This window comes from Mesorhizobium sp. M7A.F.Ca.US.010.02.1.1, assembly GCF_004023085.1.
In the GTDB taxonomy this organism is placed as follows: Bacteria; Pseudomonadota; Alphaproteobacteria; order Rhizobiales; family Rhizobiaceae; genus Mesorhizobium.
The window spans coordinates 25,876-46,411 of the sequence record NZ_RZRV01000043.1; the positions used below are offsets into that span (position 1 = coordinate 25,876).

Annotated in this window: 13 protein-coding genes and 2 pseudogenes; 12 read left to right on the top strand and 3 right to left on the bottom strand. The window is 58.2% G+C overall.

What is annotated here, in order from left to right:
* Positions 1-180: 180 nt before the first annotated feature.
* The gene (locus EOA19_RS29255) at positions 181-2,295 is read right to left on the bottom strand and encodes a hypothetical protein (RefSeq protein WP_224570035.1); all 2,115 of its coding nucleotides are present in this window, start codon (positions 2,293-2,295) and stop codon (positions 181-183) included.
* Positions 2,296-3,643: 1,348 nt separating this feature from the next.
* Here EOA19_RS29255 and EOA19_RS29260 point away from each other — a divergent pair.
* The 6 genes from EOA19_RS29260 (at position 3,644) to EOA19_RS29285 (ending at position 9,552) form a co-directional block, all read left to right on the top strand.
* On the top strand, positions 3,644-3,973 hold the full coding sequence (locus EOA19_RS29260; protein ID WP_081714433.1) for a hypothetical protein: 330 nt from the start codon (positions 3,644-3,646) through the stop codon (positions 3,971-3,973).
* Positions 3,974-4,044: 71 nt separating this feature from the next.
* Positions 4,045-4,287 (top strand): nodulation protein NopA, encoded by a 243-nt coding sequence (locus EOA19_RS36140; protein WP_224570034.1) that lies wholly within the window; start codon positions 4,045-4,047, stop codon positions 4,285-4,287.
* A 117-nt stretch (positions 4,288-4,404) separates the two neighbouring features.
* Positions 4,405-5,295, top strand: coding sequence for a hypothetical protein (locus EOA19_RS29270; protein WP_024505382.1), 891 nt, complete (start codon positions 4,405-4,407; stop codon positions 5,293-5,295).
* Positions 5,296-5,527: 232 nt separating this feature from the next.
* Positions 5,528-7,591: a type III secretion system export apparatus subunit SctV gene (gene sctV / locus EOA19_RS29275; protein ID WP_063169272.1), complete on the top strand. Its 2,064-nt coding sequence runs from the start codon at positions 5,528-5,530 to the stop codon at positions 7,589-7,591.
* 53 nt (positions 7,592-7,644) lie between these two features.
* Positions 7,645-8,187: a tetratricopeptide repeat protein gene (locus tag EOA19_RS29280; protein ID WP_082826568.1), complete on the top strand. Its 543-nt coding sequence runs from the start codon at positions 7,645-7,647 to the stop codon at positions 8,185-8,187.
* Positions 8,188-9,081: 894 nt separating this feature from the next.
* Positions 9,082-9,552, top strand: coding sequence for a MucR family transcriptional regulator (locus EOA19_RS29285; protein ID WP_024505385.1), 471 nt, complete (start codon positions 9,082-9,084; stop codon positions 9,550-9,552).
* A 228-nt stretch (positions 9,553-9,780) separates the two neighbouring features.
* Here EOA19_RS29285 and EOA19_RS29290 read toward each other — a convergent pair whose 3' ends face one another.
* On the bottom strand, positions 9,781-9,993 hold the full coding sequence (locus EOA19_RS29290; RefSeq protein WP_008874821.1) for a cold-shock protein: 213 nt from the start codon (positions 9,991-9,993) through the stop codon (positions 9,781-9,783).
* A gap of 1,543 nt (positions 9,994-11,536) precedes the next feature.
* Positions 11,537-12,658: a DUF418 domain-containing protein gene (locus EOA19_RS29295; protein WP_063169274.1), complete on the bottom strand. Its 1,122-nt coding sequence runs from the start codon at positions 12,656-12,658 to the stop codon at positions 11,537-11,539.
* A 751-nt stretch (positions 12,659-13,409) separates the two neighbouring features.
* Here EOA19_RS29295 and EOA19_RS29300 point away from each other — a divergent pair.
* From EOA19_RS29300 to EOA19_RS29325, 6 genes and pseudogenes are all read left to right on the top strand, one after another.
* The gene (locus tag EOA19_RS29300; protein WP_224570033.1) at positions 13,410-13,868 is read left to right on the top strand and encodes a response regulator transcription factor; all 459 of its coding nucleotides are present in this window, start codon (positions 13,410-13,412) and stop codon (positions 13,866-13,868) included.
* A gap of 244 nt (positions 13,869-14,112) precedes the next feature.
* Positions 14,113-14,545 (top strand): annotated as a pseudogene (locus tag EOA19_RS29305) (helix-turn-helix domain-containing protein); the annotation flags it as partial.
* 619 nt (positions 14,546-15,164) lie between these two features.
* Positions 15,165-15,824 carry a response regulator transcription factor gene (locus EOA19_RS29310; RefSeq protein WP_024505389.1) on the top strand — a complete coding sequence of 220 codons (660 nt, stop codon included), beginning with the start codon at positions 15,165-15,167 and terminating at the stop codon, positions 15,822-15,824.
* Positions 15,821-17,149: a HAMP domain-containing sensor histidine kinase gene (locus EOA19_RS29315; RefSeq protein ID WP_063169275.1), complete on the top strand. Its 1,329-nt coding sequence runs from the start codon at positions 15,821-15,823 to the stop codon at positions 17,147-17,149. Before EOA19_RS29310 ends, EOA19_RS29315 begins: the two co-directional genes overlap by 4 nt.
* Positions 17,150-18,550: 1,401 nt before the next feature.
* Complete coding sequence (locus EOA19_RS29320; RefSeq protein WP_024505391.1) at positions 18,551-18,823, top strand: hypothetical protein; 273 nt, start codon at positions 18,551-18,553, stop codon at positions 18,821-18,823.
* A gap of 276 nt (positions 18,824-19,099) precedes the next feature.
* Positions 19,100-20,404: pseudogene (locus EOA19_RS29325) on the top strand (pitrilysin family protein); the annotation flags it as partial.
* Positions 20,405-20,536 lie beyond the last annotated feature (132 nt).

Here is a 20,536-nt window from a genome sequence, read left to right on the forward strand (position 1 = left end):
GGATGGGAGGCAAGATACGCCGCCACGTCAACAGCCGGTAACGCGACATCGCAAATCGGCCCTGACGGTAGCCGATCGACTCCAATCGCCGGACCGCAACTCGCGCAGCGGCATTCGCGGTTTGGCCAGGAGAAATGCTCGCTGACTCACAGCGTGGCCGGCCGCATTCTGAGTGCCCTGTCATGCAGCCTGCGCCGACGGGAGCTCGGCACGCGAATGGCGTGGTTGGCGGCCAAGCCCTGAGGTCAACAAGGACTTACAGAAAGCGGGGGTGAGTTTGCCGCGATGAATTATGACCTTCTCGCGACCGGACCTAGCATCGGCTTCCTCTCGCTCTCGATTGTAGCCGCGCTGTTCGTTGGATTTAACGTGGCAAGCGGTGAATTCGGAATCAGCCAGCCCTTCCAAGTTTCTGGCCATGACGGGGCGACTCGTGTGGATGTGCACCCACATCGGGCTCGGCATCGCACCATTGACCAGCATCTTGGGCTGCAGCTTCATCTCAAACAGCTTTCCTGGCTCGCCACGCAGCGCGACCGGTGCCTCCGGCGGCATCAATTCGTCGGCATTGCACAAATGTTCCAGGTATTTTTGCGCCGGAAATGCGTAGGTCTTCATGCAATCAGTCGTAATGCCGGCTTTTCCTTCATTCAATGCGTTGGCCTGTCCCAGCACCATGTTCAGCAACCCTTTGAGCTGGTCTGTGCGTTCGTGCACTTTGGGTAGCTGGGTGGAGGTGAGTAGCAGGCGTACATTACGCCCCTGCAACCCGGCGAGACAGGTTTGCATCTCAATGGCCTGGGCTCGCAGGTACTGGGCCACATCGTCCACGACCTTACCGGCCTCCTCAGGCTTCATCTGGCGCACTTGGGAGACGACGCTTTGCTGACCGGCCAGATCGAACTGCAAAAGTTCGTCCAATCGTTTGAGCCGCTCCGTCAATACCTCCATTGACAACGCGGCGCCCCCGATTGTCGAGCCTGCCCCCGACGAACTCGCAGCCACCTCTTGCGCTCTCACCTGTGTACTCGCAACTTGATCCGAGCGCGCGAGAACCTTGGCTGCTGGCACTGTGCCGGCGTTCGCAGCGACTGGTGTTGATGGCTGCCCGGCGGCAGAAGTCCCGGCGCGAGCTGCCGACTTATGCTTTGACTTCCCTTTCCTTCGCGCTGTAGTGCCTTCTGACACTGCAGCCGTACCAGCAGTGTCAGCCGGTATCGCAGCGCCTGCCCTGGCCGGCATCGCAGCGCCCGCCTGGGCCTGTGGCGCCATGATGGCTGACGGCGGAGACTGCAGGTTCAACAAGTGCATGGCATCGTGCGCAGTGATCCATGCATCGTCCACGATCCGTTCGAACAGTTTCAATGGGAGGCCGGCATCTGGGTAGGTATGGCTTAGCTTGGTATGCACCTCGTGCAACGCCAATCCAAAATCCGAAAGCCGCTCCATGATTTTTTCTACAACCGCGCAATCATGAGCGTTGAGTGTTTTGCCATCATCCATTATGCCCTTCGCCAAAGAGAGGGCGCGAAGAGCTTCTTGAGCGGCGCTTGCCATCAGCTGCACCACTCCATTTCGACCGACGAGGAGTTCCTTCAAATCTGGCTCGAACCTGCTCGCCCGCAGTTCAATCTTGGCCCGCGCAAGACCGATCCGCTCACGGACCAGCCAGATCCTGACACTCAGTACCGAGCCGGCACGCAGCCGCAGTGCGCACCGCTCGGCTTCCCGCATCACGGGCGTTCCACTGGATAGGCTAGCGGTGGCAGCGCAGGCGGATCGCTGCCGTTCGGAGCGCCATGCCTTTTTTTCCCACCACTTAATTGCCGCCGTATGGTGGTTCTCCACATTTAAAATCAACAGCTCCTGCCGGTCCGCCTGGGAGTAGGAGTAGAGTTTATCGACCATACCTGCCGCTTTCTTGGTCTTTTTGTCCAATTTCGTGATCGTCGACAGGCCAAGTTTGTCTACTTCATTCGCGGCGTCGCACACGATCTGGCAACATCTACGCACCTTGTCGTCTGGCATAATTGTCTGCGCCTCAGCCGCAGGCAGGCTAGCGCGGTACTCCAGAATTGCTGAGGCTGCATCGACGACCCCACTGATCAGCTCCACCGCCTCCTCGGGGACGTCGGTTTTCCTGGCCGCAGCCTCGCAATCAGTCAGTTGTTGAACAAGACTGTTCATTCTGAGCTGTGTCGGACTGATATCTTTATTTGACGATGAGCTGGTGCCTTCCACCTGCGCGGTTGATAGTTGGCTACCGACCGGCGCCATGGCTTCGCCCTCAGACATGGAGGGAGAACCGCGCCGCCTTGCGGCTGCGCCACGTGGCGCTACGGTTCCGCGTGGTGGCGCAGCGGCTCCACGTGGCGGTGTGTTCAGGATTTGATCTTCGCCAATCGAGGCGCCTGGCAGACTTTCGCGGGCATCGCCTGGACCGCGCGCAACTGGAAGGGAGGAGGGCCTCCTATCGGCGTCCCCAGAGCGCATCTGCTCCACAACGGAATCGAATGACTGTCCACCTTCTCCCGCAGCAAGACTTGATTGCGAAAGGGAACTGCTCGCCCGCCCCGCGCGGCTGGCTCCAGTTTCAGCCTGCGATTTCCGTGGTCGGCCAATGCCCTTCATATTGCGTCTCCGTAGTAGGCGAGAATGTGCTGCTATTGTGCTGGCGGCTGACGAGACCAGCGGCATCTTTCGGTTAACGTCACGGTCAGCCAGACCCGCGACGGCGTAATGTTCCCGCCAAAGTGCTTCTCAGTAGCAGGCCAAGATTGGCCCGAGCTCACAGGACTTTCGCAACGTTGCCATCGATGTCCTGAGATTATCAGCGCTTCAGTCCGCCGATTTCCAGGAACAGCGAATGAAATCAGACCAACTCGGCTAGCTCCCCTTCCTAGACACGTGCCTGACGATTTTATTGATGCGTCACTCCTCTCGTTCGCCACCGACAAAGTCACACATTTGCTTCAGAGAAGCGTGTGCGTTGCGTATCACGCGGACCATTTCGATCTATAGTTACAAAAAGTGTCGAGACGGGACCTTTGGATCCGAAGGTCAGGCACGGCCGGCCTAGATAGACCGCTTGGCTGACGATTAGCTGACGATGGGAGTTCTCACGAACAGGGCAAGAAAATCCGACCGCTTCAAGCTTTCGATATGGTGAGAAGAGGATCCGCACCGGCCTCCCAAAGCCGGCAGACCATCCCATGTTCGTACGGTCGCCGACCTTCTCGAAGCCAATGAGCTCACCGCGCCGGGCCGTGATGTGCAGGCGAGAGAATGGTGATGCAAAGACCGAGTTCCTGCTCGTTGCGTGCGCCCGTGGAGCCAGCAAGAATACGGTCATTGCGGTCATGCAGCACGTGGACCGTGTCTCCTGTTCGACACCACAGCATCGAGGATGCAAACGAGCTGCTGCGGCTGCCATTCGGTCGCGGCATGCGTGGACGGCGGGATTGGCCGAACAGCCGAGATCGTGGTCGACTGTTCGATGCGAGAGCAACATCCTGCAGAGCATACGTTTTTGCGCTGGCCGGTTTTTGTCAAAAGCCGTCAGGTTCTCGAAAGCTCCCGCCCTTAGCTTGATCGAGGCTAACCTTTAACACGTCGCCGCCAATGGCAAATGCCGGAGTACCTGATGATAGCAGCAATTGGGAGTGGAGTTGGCAACCTCGGGACTTCCTTGATCCGAAAGGGCCATGGGGATTCGAAATCCGAGCATTCTGGTGATGGCAAGCCGGCTGATGGCAATGATGGCAAGCCAGCTGGTGGGAATGATGGCAAGGCAGCTGGCGGGAACGATCGGGCGGATAACCGGACCGTTTCAAATGATCAACTTCAAGACAACTCACAGTCTGCAGCACAAAGTGAAGCCTTCCAAAGTATCCTGCGATCGTTCGCGTTCCAATTCGCGAACGATGCGATGGCTGAGGCCGATGAAGCTTTGGATGACACAGAAGATGCCTGACGCGGGAAATCCGGCGTGAGGTCATACAGGCCGTTATTGACGGCACAACTCCAACAGAAAAAGGAATGATCATGGCTGCAGTTGATAATAATAAAAAATCAGGCAATACCAATACCAGTAGCGCCGGCAATACCGATAAAACTAACAGTGGCACTCCCGGCAATACAAGCGGAGCTGATGCTACTGCTTTTCAGGCGCAAGTGCAGGAACTAACCAATGTTAGCTTGGAGGCGACGAAAAGGAGTGTCCAGTTGCGCACTCTAACGACCAATCTCCAGACCATCAAGAAGGCCGCCGACGAACGCGTTTCGTAATGTCGGAAGCGGGTTTTAGACTGCCCCCTAGCGCGTCTCCTTATTGACGCGACGTAGTCCCGAAATGAGCCGCATGGCAATTGCCATGCGGCTTCTATCCTGTTTGAGAGATGCTCTGTGGATGACGCCGTTTCCCTCCGTTTCGAAGTGCGTTCGGGGCACTATTGCGGTCTGACCGGCAAGACGGATCTTCAAAAGTGTTTAATCGGCAGCGGCTTCGATGCCGATTTGGTCTTTGTCGAGCAGGGACTGGCACCGCATCACCTTCGTGTAACTCTTCTTGGCAAGTCGATCGAACTGGAGGCGCTTGCACCCGGACTCAGTATCGAGGGCAACCGGAATATCGCCGCAGGCCAGTCCGTTGTTGTGCCCCTTCCTGTCGTCCTGCTCGTAGGCGAGATGTCCATTGCTTTGTCCGTGCAGGATGCAGAGCCGCCTGGTTCGACCGGCATACCGCGCCTACCGATCGGTGTGCTCGCCATGGTCATAATCAGCTCACTCGGGATCGGCGCGCTTTCAGGCACGATCTCCTATCTTGGCAATGCAAGTGGATCGAGCCCCAATTCACTTCGGGCTGAAGTCGCGTCCAGAACGATCAGTCACCGCGCTGACAATGAACTTACGGAGGCAGCGGCCCAAGAGCTGCAGGAGGAAGTCGATCGAGCGGGTCTTCTCGACGTCAAGATTGGGTCGGCAAAGGGTGTTGTGACCGCCGAAGGCACCGTCACGTCTGAATCGGTCATCAGTTGGCAGAAGCTTCAGCAATCGTTCGATCGTCGCACCAAGGGTACTCTAACACTGGTGAACGGAGTGCTCATCAAAGAGGAGAAGGCGCCATCCGCAATCGCGGTCGAAGCTGTGTGGCATGGGGTCCAACCATATATTGTCATCGACAGCGAGAAGTATTTTGTCGGCGCCATTTTGGCTGATGGATGGGTGGTCGAACGTATTGAGGACAGCCGTGTGCTGCTGAGCAGGAATGGCCGCATTGCTGCTCTCCAATATTGAAAGCTCGCAGGCCCCATCAAGCAGCACTCTATGGCCAGCCAAACATCCTGTCGCGCTCGGTGCTGACAAGCTGGCTGCGTTGGAAACATTTGCTGCCCAGCCATTTCGCGCCTGCTTGTGGCTCTCATGCAGGGTCACGCGCTGGCCAAGGCTGAGGCGCCTTCGGAGTTCGAAAGCCACGTTTCATGGCGTAACAGCAGAGTAAGTCTCAACCGATTGCAAAGGTGTCTCGATGGCCAACGTCCTGCGTGACTTCATCAAGCGTGCGCCGGCCAGCCCGGATTTAATGGTTGCGTTGATGCTGCTTCTGGCTGTCGCGATGATGGTCATGCCTATCCCGGTCGTGGTGGTCGACGCCCTGATAGGATTCAATATGGGGTTGGCCATACTGCTGATGATGGTTGCCCTGTATGTCAGTACTCCACTTGATTTTTCCTCTTTGCCCGGCGTTATTTTGATTTCCACTGTATTCCGTCTCGCGCTCACGGTCGCAACGACGCGACTGATCCTGGCCGAGGGGGAGGCCGGCAGCATTATTCATACTTTTGGCGATTTCGTCATTTCAGGCAATATCGTGGTGGGTTTCGTCATATTTCTGGTCGTCACCATGGTGCAATTCATGGTCCTCGCGAAGGGTGCCGAACGGGTGGCAGAAGTGGCGGCGCGTTTCACGCTGGATGCTCTGCCGGGCAAGCAAATGGCGGTCGACGCAGAGCTACGCAACGGCCACATCGATGCCAACGAATCCCGCCGGCGGCGCGCCGAATTGGAGAAGGAAAGCCAACTCTATGGCGCGATGGACGGCGCGATGAAATTTGTGAAGGGCGATTCCATCGCCGGGCTGGTGGTTATCTGCATCAACATGCTGGGTGGAATTTCGATCGGCCTGCTCTCCAAGGGCATGTCCTTCGGCGAGGTACTGCATCACTACACTCTGCTGACGATAGGCGATGCATTGATATCGCAGATTCCGGCCCTTCTGCTCTCCATTACTGCGGCGACCATCGTCACCCGTGTGACTGGGACGGCGAGGATCAACCTCGGTACAGAAATGGTCAGTCAGCTCACGGCCAGCACTCGAGCCTTGCGACTGGCGGCCGGCGTCCTGGTTGTAATGGGGTTCGTTCCTGGGTTTCCCCTCCCCGTCTTTCTGATGCTGGCCGCAGTGTTCGCTGCGGTAAGCATTGTCAAGGCTGATGTGCTGGGCGCCGGCACTGCCGATGCGAAAGGTGGAACTGCAGCGGAGCCTAAGCAAGCCGCGCCTGCGAAGGAATTCCCGATCGCATTTTTTCTAGCGCCAGATCTTATGCAGGCGGTCGATCAAGCCGAATTGCAAAAACATATTGGGCGCGTTTCGCTCCTGGTCACAGCCGATCTGGGCATTATCGTTCCTCGCATCCCTGTCTTGGTTGACGAGCAGCTGCCTGAATCGCAATTCCGAATTGATGTCGAGGGCGTGCCAGTCGAACAGGACGCCTTAGATCCAAACCAGATGGCGCTCCGAGCCGATGTAGCGCACGTCGACTCGAGCGGTGTCCCCCTTAGACGTGAGCCGAAAACGGACAGACTCCCGGTTGAACATACCCCTGCAAAGGCCCTTACGGGCGCCGGCACGGAGCATAGGGCTCCCGGCGAACTCCTCGCCTTGCGCGTCCATGCAGCGTTGACCCGCTACGCACCGCGATTGGTGGGCATCCAAGAGACCCGACATTTCCTGGGCCGAATGGAGCAGGAATATTCTGAGCTTGTGAAAGAGGTGCTACGCACGACGCCGATTCCTCGGATTGCCGATGTTCTGCGCCGCCTCCTGGAGGAAGGTATCCCAATCCGCCACACCCGTCTCGTGTTGGAGGCATTGGCCGAATGGAGCGAGCGTGAGCAGAACGTTGCCCTGCTGACGGAATATGTCCGTTCTGGTTTGAAGCGACAGATCTGCCACCGCCATGCCAACACGGAGGGCATCGTGTCCGCCCTGGTCGTCGAGCGCGAGAGCGAGGATGTGATGCGTGGCGCGGTTCGAGATTCGGATGCAGGCCCCTATCTCGCACTGGAGGATCGGCAAAGCGAAGCGATGCTATCACAGATACGTCAGGTCCTTTCGAACGCAGAACCGGGTCAAACCCGCCCTATTCTGTTGACGTCGATGGATGTCCGACGTTTCGTCCGCGGCTTTCTGACGCGAAACGGGGTTGATCTCGCCGTGCTGTCTTATCAAGACCTCGCCTCCGACTTTACAATTCGCCCCGCAGGATCCGTCACACTCCCGCACGGATCGAACAGCGGATTGTTAGAGTAGTCCCACCTTTCCTAACTGAACGCCACGCGCCTCCCCGATAACTGAGAGATAACATGAATAGTAATACAGTTTCTCCATCGCCTATGTTTCTGCGCCGGAACTCACTTCTTTTTGCCGTACTCGCCATTCTGCCTTTGGGCGGTTGCGCCAGCTGGCAAAAGCCGGCTCTTTCCGTGCAGGAGACATCTTCCCCCGAGTTGCTCAGCGCCGATCAAATCGATCCGGCTATGCGCGAACGCATTTTGCGCGAAGTTGGTCAGGATGTTCAAGAGCGGGCTTTGCGGGATGAGGTGAAGCAGCACCCGGACAATGTTGATGCGGCGATACGACTTACAAATGCCTTGGTGGGCCAGAAGCGCCCGCACGAAGCGGTTGAGGTGCTCGACAGCGTCTTGGTTGCAGCCCCAGGAAACGTACGTGCATTGAATGCGAAGGGCGTGATTTTGGACATTGAGGGGCGGCATGACGCGGCACAGGCCCTGTATCGGCGAGCTCTCGAAAACGAGCCAGGCAATCAGATGGTGCAGCATAACTTCAATCTGTCGCTTGCCTTTAACGGCAAGTCCGAACAACCAAGGTTAGCACGATCGCAATAGGTGGGCACAGTGCATGCGCAGCCTGTTCCCCGGCTCGAACACGCGCTCGGCTCCCATCATAGATGGCCCCCTGAAGAGAGCCATATCTATGCAAAACAGTTGCTCCAGATCTGGCCGGCAGAGATCGGCAGGAGAGCCGGATGACATCACGCGGCCACCCGCAAGGCCACCCGCCTCGCTTCGTTGCCAGAGCGCCCTCTCCCTCGCCGGTCACCGTCTCGCAATGCGGCGACCTGGCTTAAGGCGGTCGACCGAGCGCCCGATGCAGTAGCCATGAATACGTAACGCAGCGATGGACCCGCCGGATCGTGTCGCGCTTGTGCTGGCCGTCCCTGCCATTACAGCACGGTGATTGTAGCTGGATCATATTCTAGAGGCATCGATGGTGTGGATGCCTTCGATCCAAACAATCGATTTGTTGAATTCGTCCGCCTGAGGAAATTAGCTGCGGCGATCCGACTTCCGACGCCTGCAGGCGCAAAACCAACAGCGTGAGCGCTGCGGGTCCGGAGGCAGGCTGCAAAGTGCAATCACCAGCGCTGATAAGCGGCAAGTGAAGAATGTATCGCTCGGGCAACTCCTGTGTTGTGCACGGTTGCCCCGCGAGGTGAACTGTAGCAGCTTGGCAGCTCAGCGTTCACGAAAGGAGAAAAGATTTGGGGCCAAGCAAAGACCGGCTTTTTTGATTGTCTTGCTGTATCGCTATGGTGGGGCGGGCGCGACCGCTCCCATAATTCAATACGCTGCCTTTAGCGATGGACGATGACGGGATGCGTCGCCGAGACTTCAATGGTGGAGGAGCAGCGCACCCGTCGATCCATTTGCTTTCAGCGGCAACCGCCACTATGAAGCGACACTTCGCCCAACTGTGTTTCAAGCTGCCCGGAGAAGTTTATGACAGAAGAACCCCACAAGACCGACATCCTCATCGAGCTCACTGCCGATGTTGTATCAGCCTACGTCTCCAACAACCCCGTCCCGGCGGGGGAGCTTCCTGCCCTGATCGCCCAAGTGCACGGGGCTCTAAACGGCACGGCTGGACTCATACCGGCAGAAGAGCCTGTGCCTGTAAAAAAACCTGCTGTCCCGATCAAAAAGTCGATCGAACCGGACTACATCATTAGCCTTGAAGACGGCAAGAAATTCAAATCGCTAAAGCGCCATCTGGCGACGCACTATGGTCTGACCCCAGACGAATATCGCGCCAAATGGGGTCTGCCGTCGGATTATCCCATGGTGGCGCCGAATTACGCCGCTGCGCGCTCCGCCTTGGCCAAGACCATGGGACTCGGCCGCAAACCGAAAGAGCCGGAAGCCCCAGCCACGGCGCCGGCGAAACGGACCCGCAAGAAGGTCGCAGCCTAAATCCGTATCAACAGTCGTTCGGACGCGCAGCAGCCGTTGGCCCAATCTGCGCGGAATCAAAGGGCGGGGATGAGCCCCGCCTTTCCCGTCCAAGAGCCTCATTTCCAGAGTAATTCATGATGGCTCCAGCAATCCCTGCCGCGGCATTAACTTGCATGCTCCGGCCCGGGTTTCGAGCCGTCAATGCGTTCCGGCGATGACGAACCTTGCCAAGGCTTTCCCGGACCGTTAGCCAGCCTTGCTGAGGCTGCCTGCAGAGGACTTTCCCGTGCGGCGATCCTGTTCCACCTCGTAGTTGATCTTCTGGCCCTCATTAAGGGTCGACAGGCCCGCTCGTTCAACAGCGGAAATGTGGACAAAGACATCCTGACCGCCGTTGTCAGGCTGAATAAAACCAAAACCCTTCGTGCTGTTGAACCACTTCACCGTTCCAGTCGCCATATCCATTCCTTTGTAATAAGTCGCAACTTAGGCAGGCCATTCACGCCAGCCTGATTTGTACACGAGACTTTAGGCGCATCAAAATCGGAAAATTGCAAGGCCCACTCGATCGCCTGATCTCCAGCAGCAACTGCAACATATGCGAGGCGCGTGCCAGACGAGGCGTATGCCAGACGTTTCGTCGTGCGCTGTCGCTCGAACGTTGACAGAAACAATGACACACCTTGCAAACTCGGCACATCTTGTGGACGTGCTCGGGTCGCTTCTCGACTGCGATACCCGCTCCTGACCGGGTATCGTCGGCCAAAATGAGAGTTTTTGTCATGTGCCGCCAGACCGAAAGATCAGGCGCGCAGCGACCTGCACATTCAAACCGGAACCCGCGAACCTCGATTAGCTTCTGCCTGCTCCGAAGGGCGGTAGCCTGCTCTGAGGCGGGCCACTGTCGGGTTGAAAACCAACTGTCGGGTTCGGAACCCCAGATTGTCGGCAAGGTACGCGCCGCCCACTGGTTGGCCAAAGGGGCACTGGCTCCTGATCCTGCCGCCATGCTCGCCCGATCTCAACCCGATCAAGACAGGTCTGCTCAAAACTCAAGGCGCGGCTGCGGAAGAAGGCGGCCAAAACTTTCGACGCTCTCTGCGGAACTCTCGGCGATATCTGCCAGCTGTAGGAGCCAAATCAAAAACCATTAATTGCGACAGGTGATTTTATGACATTCATTGCGAAGAGGCCAGAATGAACAGCGGAAGAGAGTAGCAGCTCTCTGGTCGCGGCGAGGTGGATCGTCGACACGATCGGCACCTGGCCCGTGCGGGGATCGCACCGCAGCCAGCACCAGAGCCAGACCTTGACCGCTTGCCTTGCTCAGGCGCCACAACAACGAGTGGCTGGAAGCAGATCCACGTGAACTCAGCGATATCGATCAGACGATGCTTACCCTCATGAAAGCCGATCCCGACGCTGTCCAGCGCCGCGAAATCCTGACCAGCATATGGCGCATCGGATGCCACCGCCTGCACACTCACCATCGACATGCCGGAACTCGGAACCAAAGGCCGCAAGCCTCGCCGGCCTCGGCAAAATGGAGCGGCCGCGCCTTCATCCGGGGCGGCCGGGCCAATGTTCGCCAGGCCCTCTACATGCCCGGCCCTTCGCCCTGCGCTTCAACCCCGACCTCAAGGCAAAATACCAGGCGCTAAAGGCGGCAGGCAAACCCGCAAAGGTCATCATCTTGTTGCGAAAGCTCCTCATCCTAGCAAACGCTCTCCTCAAGGCGCAGCGAAAATGGCCCCTAAAACCCTTGACCGAAACGGATACCTTAGCCTTTCAGGTGAGGCGGGCCGAGATAGACCAACCGCGGGTTTAACTTCGCGAGTTTAAGCTGATTATGCCGATGCAACTCTAGCGCCTGCGCGACCGTTTTAGCTTCCATCAACAAGGCGGCAGGCTGGGAGGAAGTACCCTCCCCTGCCGCGAACAAGCTTTGGACAAAGCCCCACCTTGTCCGTAATGTGATCGGGAGGCCGGGGCGCGGCGGTGCTCAGCGGATGTGACGCGCGAGATCTGCGACCCTACCCATCAGCACTTCCATCGGTCCTCGCTGGAAGATGCGCAGCCAAAGCACCGCAAAAGTGCTGATAACCACAACGAAGCCAAAGAGCGTGGACAGGCTCTCGTCTTTGAAAATGTTTATCTTCATAAGATAGGCTATTCCCGCAATGTGCAGCACATAGGCCGTCAAAGACATCGAGCCGACTGCGATTATTGGCCAGACCAGCTTTCGCAGACGCGGGAGCGCATCCACAGCGAGCATGCAAGCCGCCAAGATGATCATTGCGCAACCGGTGCTGCCCACGATCGAAAGCGTCGTTTCGCTATGAGGTGCGGCTATCCATGACGACTTGACTATAAATGACGACTTGGAAGGCTCAAAAGCGCCGTCAACGTCAGACCACCACAAGGAGGTTTCAGTCAAAGCGCGGGAACTCAGCGCGAGCAAGGATCCCCCATGGCCCAACACGGCCAGCGCGACCCCCGCCAGACCAAGGCGCCAATGCGCTGCTAGCGTATTAAGATTAAGGCGCGCGATGGCCATGCCAGCGATGAGGAAAGGAACCCAGGTCACCGCGGGATAGTAGCCGTTGACCATGAGGTTGAAGACCGGGTCGAGGAGGTTGGGGGCAACCGACAGAAGGGAGGAACGGACTTGCGGGAGAACTAATGCCGTAGCGGCAGCGATCAAGCCCAGCTGATATGCGCTGAGCCGATGGAGCGGCAATACCAACAAGAAGCAAATTCCGTAGTATTCTAGGATGACTTCGACCTGGGTACCGAGGCAGCCCAGGATTGAGCCAAGCGCGAGCAAAACAAGGGCACGAATTGCGACTCTGGCGATGGCCTGTCTACCGGCTATCCCCGACTTCGGCGCCTTGCGACCTGTAATCAGGAGGATTGAAAAACCGGCCAATACGGCAAACAGGGCCGACGGCCGCCCATGGGTTAGTTCCATCAGAAACCCGACTAGTCCTCCTTCGCCGGGGTCGGGACCGAGATGGGCGGCATACATCCCGAAGACAGCCAGGCCCCGAGCGAGGTCGATGCCGACCAGCCGATCTACTACCGACCCATTCCTAGCGTCGGCAACCGGTGCCTTCATTACCATGGTAGATTCCCTTGTTGGGTGTGTGGATCGCGGGAGCCGCGATAGGAGAGCCGGTCGGCTGCTGCCGTCGCCTCGTGAAAGGGTTCAAAACATCGCGCCATCTGGCGCATCGAGCCGGCGACAGAGCTGTTCAGCCATTAGCCTGGGGTAAGAACAACAGATCGGCTCACAAAGCCTGTGTCACGGACCTGAAAAGTGGTGTCGCGGAACCGTCGTTTTTTGCATGATGGCTAAGCCGAGAGATCCACTGCACCGACGAGAGACTCAGCGACGTTAGATATCCGATCAGTACGCCGCGGCTCCGCCGGTGACGATCACCCCGGGTGTCAAGGCCAGGGCGTAACCCTGCCATAATCTGTGGTAGTGCGCCCGCGACCAATCCGTTCGACAAAGCTCGGCGCATGGTCGAGCCAATCATATTCTTCCATGTGGCTGTTGCCTGAAAAACCGAAGACGCCGTTCGCTGGTCCAGCTCCAGACCTCGGCCTGCGTCGGTCATTAGAACCGGCGCGCCTGTTTCCCAAATCAATTTGCTGATGCAGCCGCCGGGGGTCACATTGAGCAAAAGTGCCGAGTTCAGGACGGGTTTCATAGGGGCTCTTCGTTTGGCTTTGTTAACGACCCCTTTCTTGCAAGTTGTAGCTGACAGCAGCCTGAAAGCTCCCCAAATAATTCGCTGCCGCCGGTTCAGCCTATTGTCAGCTTCGACCAATAAGATGGGAGCCTTGCCCTCATACCGGAGCTCGGCAGCATGATGCGAATACTGCTCACTGAAGACGATAAGGACCTTGGAAGTGCTATGCACGATCATTTGGTGGCTGGTGGCCACGCGGTCGACTGGGCCAAGAACCTGTCCGAAGCGCGCGATTATGCAGCTGTGGTCGGCTACGACCTTATTTTGCTCGACGTTCACCTGCCGGACGGCAATGGGATCGACTATCTGCGGGAGCTGATCAAGGAACTTGAATCGGCACCGGTCATCATTCTGACAGCCTGCGATCGGATTTCGCATCGCATCGAGGGCTTCAACGCTGGAGCCGACGACTATTTGGTCAAGCCGTTCGATCTGGGGGAACTCTCAGCGCGTATCCATGCAGTGGCACGTCGCCATGGGCATTTTCCGGAGCCGCAATTTTCGGTTGGGACGCTTTCCATACAGGCAGCCGAGCGACGCCTCTTCCGCGACGGGCAGGAGGTCTACCTGACTTGACGCGGATGGGCGGTGCTCGACTACCGTCTGCCCCAGCCCTGCACGGTCGTTTCAAAAGGGAAGATCGTGGACGCGCTTTTCGGCAGACGGCGCTGATTCATACTCTAAAAGAAAATTCGGCTTCCAGTTGCCTTGGCCATGACTTTCCTTCCCGAGAGATGGGTGACAGTTCATTCCGGATAGATGGGTTACACTTTCGGCCCTTTGCAAGGAGAGCAAGGTGCCTTGGAAGGAGTGTAACGTCATGGAAGAGCGGCTGAAGTTCGTCGCCCGGCTGCTGGACGCGAGAAGATGGCGGTGCTTTGCCGGGAGTTCGATATCTCGCGCAAGACCGGCTACAAGATCCTCACGCGCTACAACGACAGCGGCCTGGAGGGCTGACGGACCGATCGCGGCGGCCCTATCGCCACGCCAATCAGCTTCCGTTTCAAATCGAGAAGCTGATTGTGCGCCTCAAGCAAGACAAGCCGACATGGGGTGCGCCGAAGATACGCGAGCGGCTGGCCCGGCTGTATCCGGATGTGCACCGGCCCGCGATCTCGGCCGTGCATGCCGTGCTCGACCGCCACGGCATGGTCGAGCGCCGCAAGCGCAGGCGCAACAGGGCGACGGGGACACCACTTTCAAACGGCTGTCGCCCTAACGATCTTTGGTGTGCCGACTACAAGGGCGAGTTCGGCAGAGAACACGGCCGGGACAGGGGATCACAAACACTTGACCGTTCCAGACCCTGGCAGTGGCGCATCGATTGACCGTTGGCTCTGTTCGTGGGCACCGAAAATAGGGCCTTCTTGGTCCTCGGCAGAGAATATGGCCCGGACGGGGGATAACAAACACTTGACCGTTCCAGACTCTGGCAGTGGCGCATCGATTGACCGTCGACTCTGTTCGCGAGCGCCGAAAATACGGACGACCCCTATGGTCAAAGTGCACTTCTGACCTGCTAGGCACTGTTCGATAACTGGAGGCACCCGCTACGGTGCCCTCGTATTTAAGACACCTGTCAGTTTCAAGCCTGGACATTGACGCGTGGCGCGGCTGCCATTCGTTGACCGCCACGTCGAATTGCCCGCCAACCAGTGTACAGCCGCCGGTGGTCACATTGAGCAAAAGTGCCGAGATCAGGAGGGGTTTCATAAGGCCTCTTCGTTTGGCTTTGTTAACGACCCCTTTCTTGCAATTGTAGCTGACAGCAGCCTGAAAGCCCCCAGATATTCGCTGGCGCCGGTTCAGCCTACTGTCAGCTTCGATCAATAAGGCAGGAGCCTTGCCCTCATACCGGAGCTCGGCAGCCTGATGCGAATACTGCTCATTGAAGACGACGACGACCTTAGAAGTGCTGTGCACGATCATTTGGTGGCTGGTGGCCACGCGGTCGACTGGGCCGAGGGCCTGTCCGGAGCGCGCGGTCATGCAGCTGTGGCCGGCTACGACGTTATTTTGCTCGACGTTCACCTGCCGGACGGCAATGGCATCGACTATCTGCGGGAGCTGATCAAGGGGCTTGATACAACGCCGGTCATCATTCTGACAGCCCGCGATCGGATTTCGCATCGCATCGAGGGGCTCAACGCTGGCGCCGACGACTATTTGGTCAAGCCGTTCGATCTGGGGGAACTCTCGGCACGCATCCGTGCAGTGGCACGTCGCCAAGGGCATTTTCCGGAGCCGCAATTTTCGGTTGGGACGCTTTCCATACAGGCAGCCGAGCGACGCCTCTTCCGCGACGGGCAGGAGGTCCACCTGTCTGGACGCGAATGGGCGGTGCTCGACTGCCTTCTACGCCGGCCCGGTTCGGTCGTTTCAAAGGGGAGGATCGAGCACGCGCTTTATTCATTCAATTCGGAGTTCGAGAGCAACACAGTGGAGGTTTATGTCAGCCGGCTCCGCAAGAAGATCGGCGGGGATAGAATAGCAACCGTGCGTGGCTCCGGATACAGGCTCGTGGTCACATGACGAACTCGAACAGCATGACGAGAAAGCTGATATCGTGGTTAGGCGGGGCAACGCTCCTGGTTTGGATCGCCGCCCCAACCATTGCTGCGTTCATTTTTTGCAATAATGTAAACGAAAGTTCGGATGACTTGCTCCAGGGGAGCGCAGAGTACAGAGAACCAGAGCTGATCAAGGTCTTGAATGGAAAACACGTTGATCAATACAATAACCACTTGCCAACTTATGAAAAGTACTGGACCTATCGTGAGCAGGTTATTAATAAGTACGGGGTAGTGCTTATTTCTGAACCGGAAGAGGGTCAGCAGCCCTTCCCTGATGCTCCCCTGAGTAACGGCTTTTGGCGAAACGCTGATTACCGCGTCTACACAGAGGAGATCCAAGACGGCGTGTATCATCAGTTGGCCGAACCGCTTGATGGCCGCCGTACCACAATCGCGAAGGGCGCACTTTTTGTCTTCCTTCCGACACTCGTGCTCCTGCCCTTTAGCTTAGCTGTTTGGTGGATCGTGATCCGGCGCTCGCTGCGGCCAATCGAGGTACTGCGACAGCAGATCGGATCGCGCGACGGCGGCAATCTGTCACCAATGGACTTGGGCGATTTCCCGGCAGAGTTGGCTCCAATCGCGGCATCCGTCAATCGGCTTCTCGATCGTCTGCGGGCGGCTCTCGAGGCCGAACGCGAGTTCGCCGCAAACAGTGCGCATGAACTGCGCACGCCGATCGCAGGTTCAATCGCTCAGATGCAGAGATTAGTGGCCGAGCTTCCCAATGGGTCGGCCAAAATGCGTGCGCGCGGCATCGAGCAAGCGCTGTCGAGCCTTGGCCGCCTTGTCGAAAAAGTGCTTCAGCTCGCTCAAGCCGAATCGGGGGTTGGCATGGCGGATCACGCGATCGATCTTGTCCGATCGGTTCGGCTGGAAATCGATGACCTGAGGAAAAAGCCGCAATATGCCGGACGCCTGCATCTTAACGTCGACGGCTGCCCCACTTTGATGCGCAAAGTGGATGTCGATGCGTTTGGGATCCTCCTTCGTAACCTGATCGAGAATGCGCTGATACATGGACTGCCCACTGTTCCGACAACAGTTTCCGTCCAAACTGATGGAACCATCGCTATTGCAAACGCCGGACCGGTGGTGCCCCTCCCCGACCTCGAAGGGCTTACAAAGCGATTTAGTCGTGGTGCTACTCCTGCTGCGGGCTCAGGCCTTGGTCTACATATCGCTAACATGGTTATCCAGCGGATCGGTGGCAGTCTAGAGCTTGCGTCGCCCGCCCGCGGTCGCAATGATGGTTTCGAGGCGATCATACGAATTCCTCAATGACACCGGTGAATTCGACGACAGTTGGACACAGGGCGGATTGCTGGCAAGGCTGCTGACAGGGCGAACTGTACGGCAGTATGTATACGGCGTAGAAATCGTACTTCACACAACGCATTTCGGCCGCGGCAATCAATGCCGCTATCATCGTCTGAGCAGTTCGATCGAAGCGACACGACATGATCGGCAAAATCGAAGGCTCCGCCTCACCGCTCGCTCGATTTCGCCCGGGGAGAAAAAAGGCCATCCGAGAAAGTGCAAGCCGCCGCGCAAAGGCGACGTGTCCAATTGTCTGGGTGCCCCTGTGCGCCGGCCCGATCGGGTTGGCGCAGGTCCAGTAAGGACCCGGACCAACCATTCCATTTAGACGACCGGCAGGTTTTAATCGGCGTCCGGATCGCCGTCCCAAAATGCCCCAAGTATACGGCTAGAAAGGCTGCCAACGATCGAGCTTTGGTCGGAGGCGTGCTTGTCAGCGTCTTGGGTGCTTGACCGGCCTTTGCAATGGCCATCGCCATCGCAAGTATCGTGCGTGGCCAGTGAGACCGCAATTTCATCAGCCTGGAGCCGACCGTATCGGTGCTTTTTTATGATTTAGGGATTTTTCGTTTTCCTCTTGGATCATCACGGGTTTGGAGAGGATCTGGTGTTAAGTGCCATTCGGAGCGCCGGCGAACGGCCCGAAATTAATGTGGTCGAGTGATGAAGCCTCCCGAATGCGTTAAACGAGACCCTTTATGGCGGCCCTGGCTGACAACAGTCTGAAAGCTGCAAGCGGCATGCGAAAATGGGGCGATCCTGAATGACGACAGATGCTATCAACATGAAAGAGGCTCGCCCTGAAAGCTGAGCACGCTTTATGCTCAGGCTGCTGACAAGGCCAAAGCAGCGTAAGTGCGTAGTGAAATCCAAGGTCCACATGGGTCGTCGCGCGTCCCATGCGCCTGGGAAGGCGCCGGCCCGGCCAAGCTTTCCCAGCTCGTCCGCATGATGCTTCGCTGAGCGTCAATGGACGTTGGCGCGAGACCAAGGCGTCGTGCGTTGCAATCCGGACGGTCCAGGGTATCAGGAGTTTCACGGCCTCGGCCCGCTTGGCTGGCCACAGTTGAAGCTCCAACGTACCGGCTGGCACCGGGAAATTGGGCTCTGCGCTGCCTCAACGCTGATGGCACGGTCAATGCTTGCCTACCGATGGGGCCGCCCATGCCGTGATGCTGTCGGTCGACGTTCGCAAACCAGACCCTCGCGAGACCCAGCGAAGGGGCTCGCCGGTACGACGAGGGACCTTACCTCTTTATGCGCGGCATCATTATCGAGGATGACATGTTGCCTTACACGTCGTCCCTCGCGCTCGGGTCTTTGTGGGGCGGATGAAGTCCTGATCGCGGTGGCACTGCTGCATGTTTGCGTAAGACCCATCCAGTCACGATCGCGCTGTCCTTCGATGTCGCGGTGCTGATAGGCGGGCAGATCGGTGTGCGCGGCGCCCGCCAAAGGATCGTCGTCACGCCGGAGGAGGCGAGCGTCATAGCCGGCGCGCCGGCGAAAGGCGCTTTCTGTCGGATGCCCGACAATGTCGGATATCGCAAGTATCAAGGTTGGATCAAACCTTGCGAATCGGGGCTTTCTTACTTGGCACGGGGCATGCTCAGGTATCCGCAAACACCCAATGGATAACGAGCAGACTTCCCATGGCCTCACCATGCCGAAAGTTTCCCGGACGCATCCAAAGATGAGGCTCGCGTCAGGCCCAGCAACACGCTGACGGCTCATGTGGCTCGGCGTCGCGTGCCGATCCACTTTCTCCCAATAGGCGTTCGGGAGACATAGATCCTTCAAAATGAGGAACAGATCACTTTGCCAGGAACGCAGCCCATAACCCCACTCTCCCTACCAGAACTACCAAGCAAGCCCCGCACTCATGGGCTTCGCAGGACGTCCGTTGCGTCCGAGTTGGTCGGCGCGGGGCCGGCTCCGATCCCCGTCGCATGGGAGGACGGCAAGGCGAGGGATTTCGTGCTCGACAACGGCATGGAGGTGGTCGTCATTCCCAACCACCGGGCGCCGATCGTCACCCACATGGTGTGGTACAAGATCGGCAGCGCCGACGAGCCGCCGGGCAAATCCGGCATCGCCCATTTCTTCGAGCATCTGATGTTCAAGGCGACGACCAACCATGCGGGCGGCGAATTCGACCGCGCAGTGTTCGAGATCGGCGGCTCCAACAACGCCTTCACCTCCTCCGACTACACCGCCTTCTATCAGACAGTGGCGCCGTCGGCGCTCGAGCTGATGATGAGCTTCGAGGCCGACCGAATGCGAAACCTCATCCTGACCGACGATGTCGTCAAGACCGAGCGCGATGTGGTCATCGAGGAGCGCCGCTCAAGCACCGACACCAACCCGCAGGACGTTCTCCATGAGGAGATCGACGCGACGCTGTGGCAGAACCACCCCTATCGCATCCCGATCATCGGCTGGATGCAGGAGATCGAGCAGCTGAACCGCGTCGACGCCACCGTCTTCTATGAAAAGTACTACTGGCCCAACAACTCCGTGCTGATCGTGGCCGGCGATGTCGAACCGGACACGGTGCGGGCGCTGGCCGAAAAGACCTATGGCAAGGTGGCGCGCGGACCTGACCTGCCGCCGCGCATCCGGCCGGTTGAGCCCGAGCAGAACACCAGGCGCACCGTCACGCTCTCAGACGCCCGCGTCAGCGTGCCCAGTTTTTCGACGCAGTGGGTGGTGCCGTCCTACCACACCGCCAAGCCGGGCGAGGCCGAAGCGCTCGACCTGCTGGCCGAAATTCTCGGCGGCGGTAACCGCGGCCGGCTCTACCAGGCGCTCGCTGTCCAGCAAGGTATCGCTTCCAGCGCCCGCGTCTATTTCCAGGGCACTATGCTCGACGACACCAAGTTCGCCATCTATGGCGCACCGCGCGGCGATGCCAAGCTGGCTGATCTCGAAGCGGCGGCCGCTGCCGAAGTTGCCCGCATTGCCGAGGATGGTGTCAGCAACGAGGAACTAGGCAAGGCCAAGGACCACTATTTGCTCAATATGATCTTTGCGGAAGACAACCTGGACTGGCTCGCCAGCATCTACGGCTCGACGCTGGCCACCGGCGGTACCGTGAAGGATGTCGAGGAACGGCCGAATCGCATCCGCAAGGTTACCCCCGAGCAAATCAAAGCAGTTGCCGCCCGCTATCTCGCGTTCGACCGTTCGACCACGGGCTATCTCTTGCCCAAGACGGAGAATCAAGAGATGACGCTCGGCGCTCGGCCCCATGCTGCGATGAACATCCAGGAGGTGAAGTCCGAAAAGGGCATCATCGCCTGGCTGGTGGAGGACCACACAGTGGAAATCGTCAACATCGGCTTTGCCTTC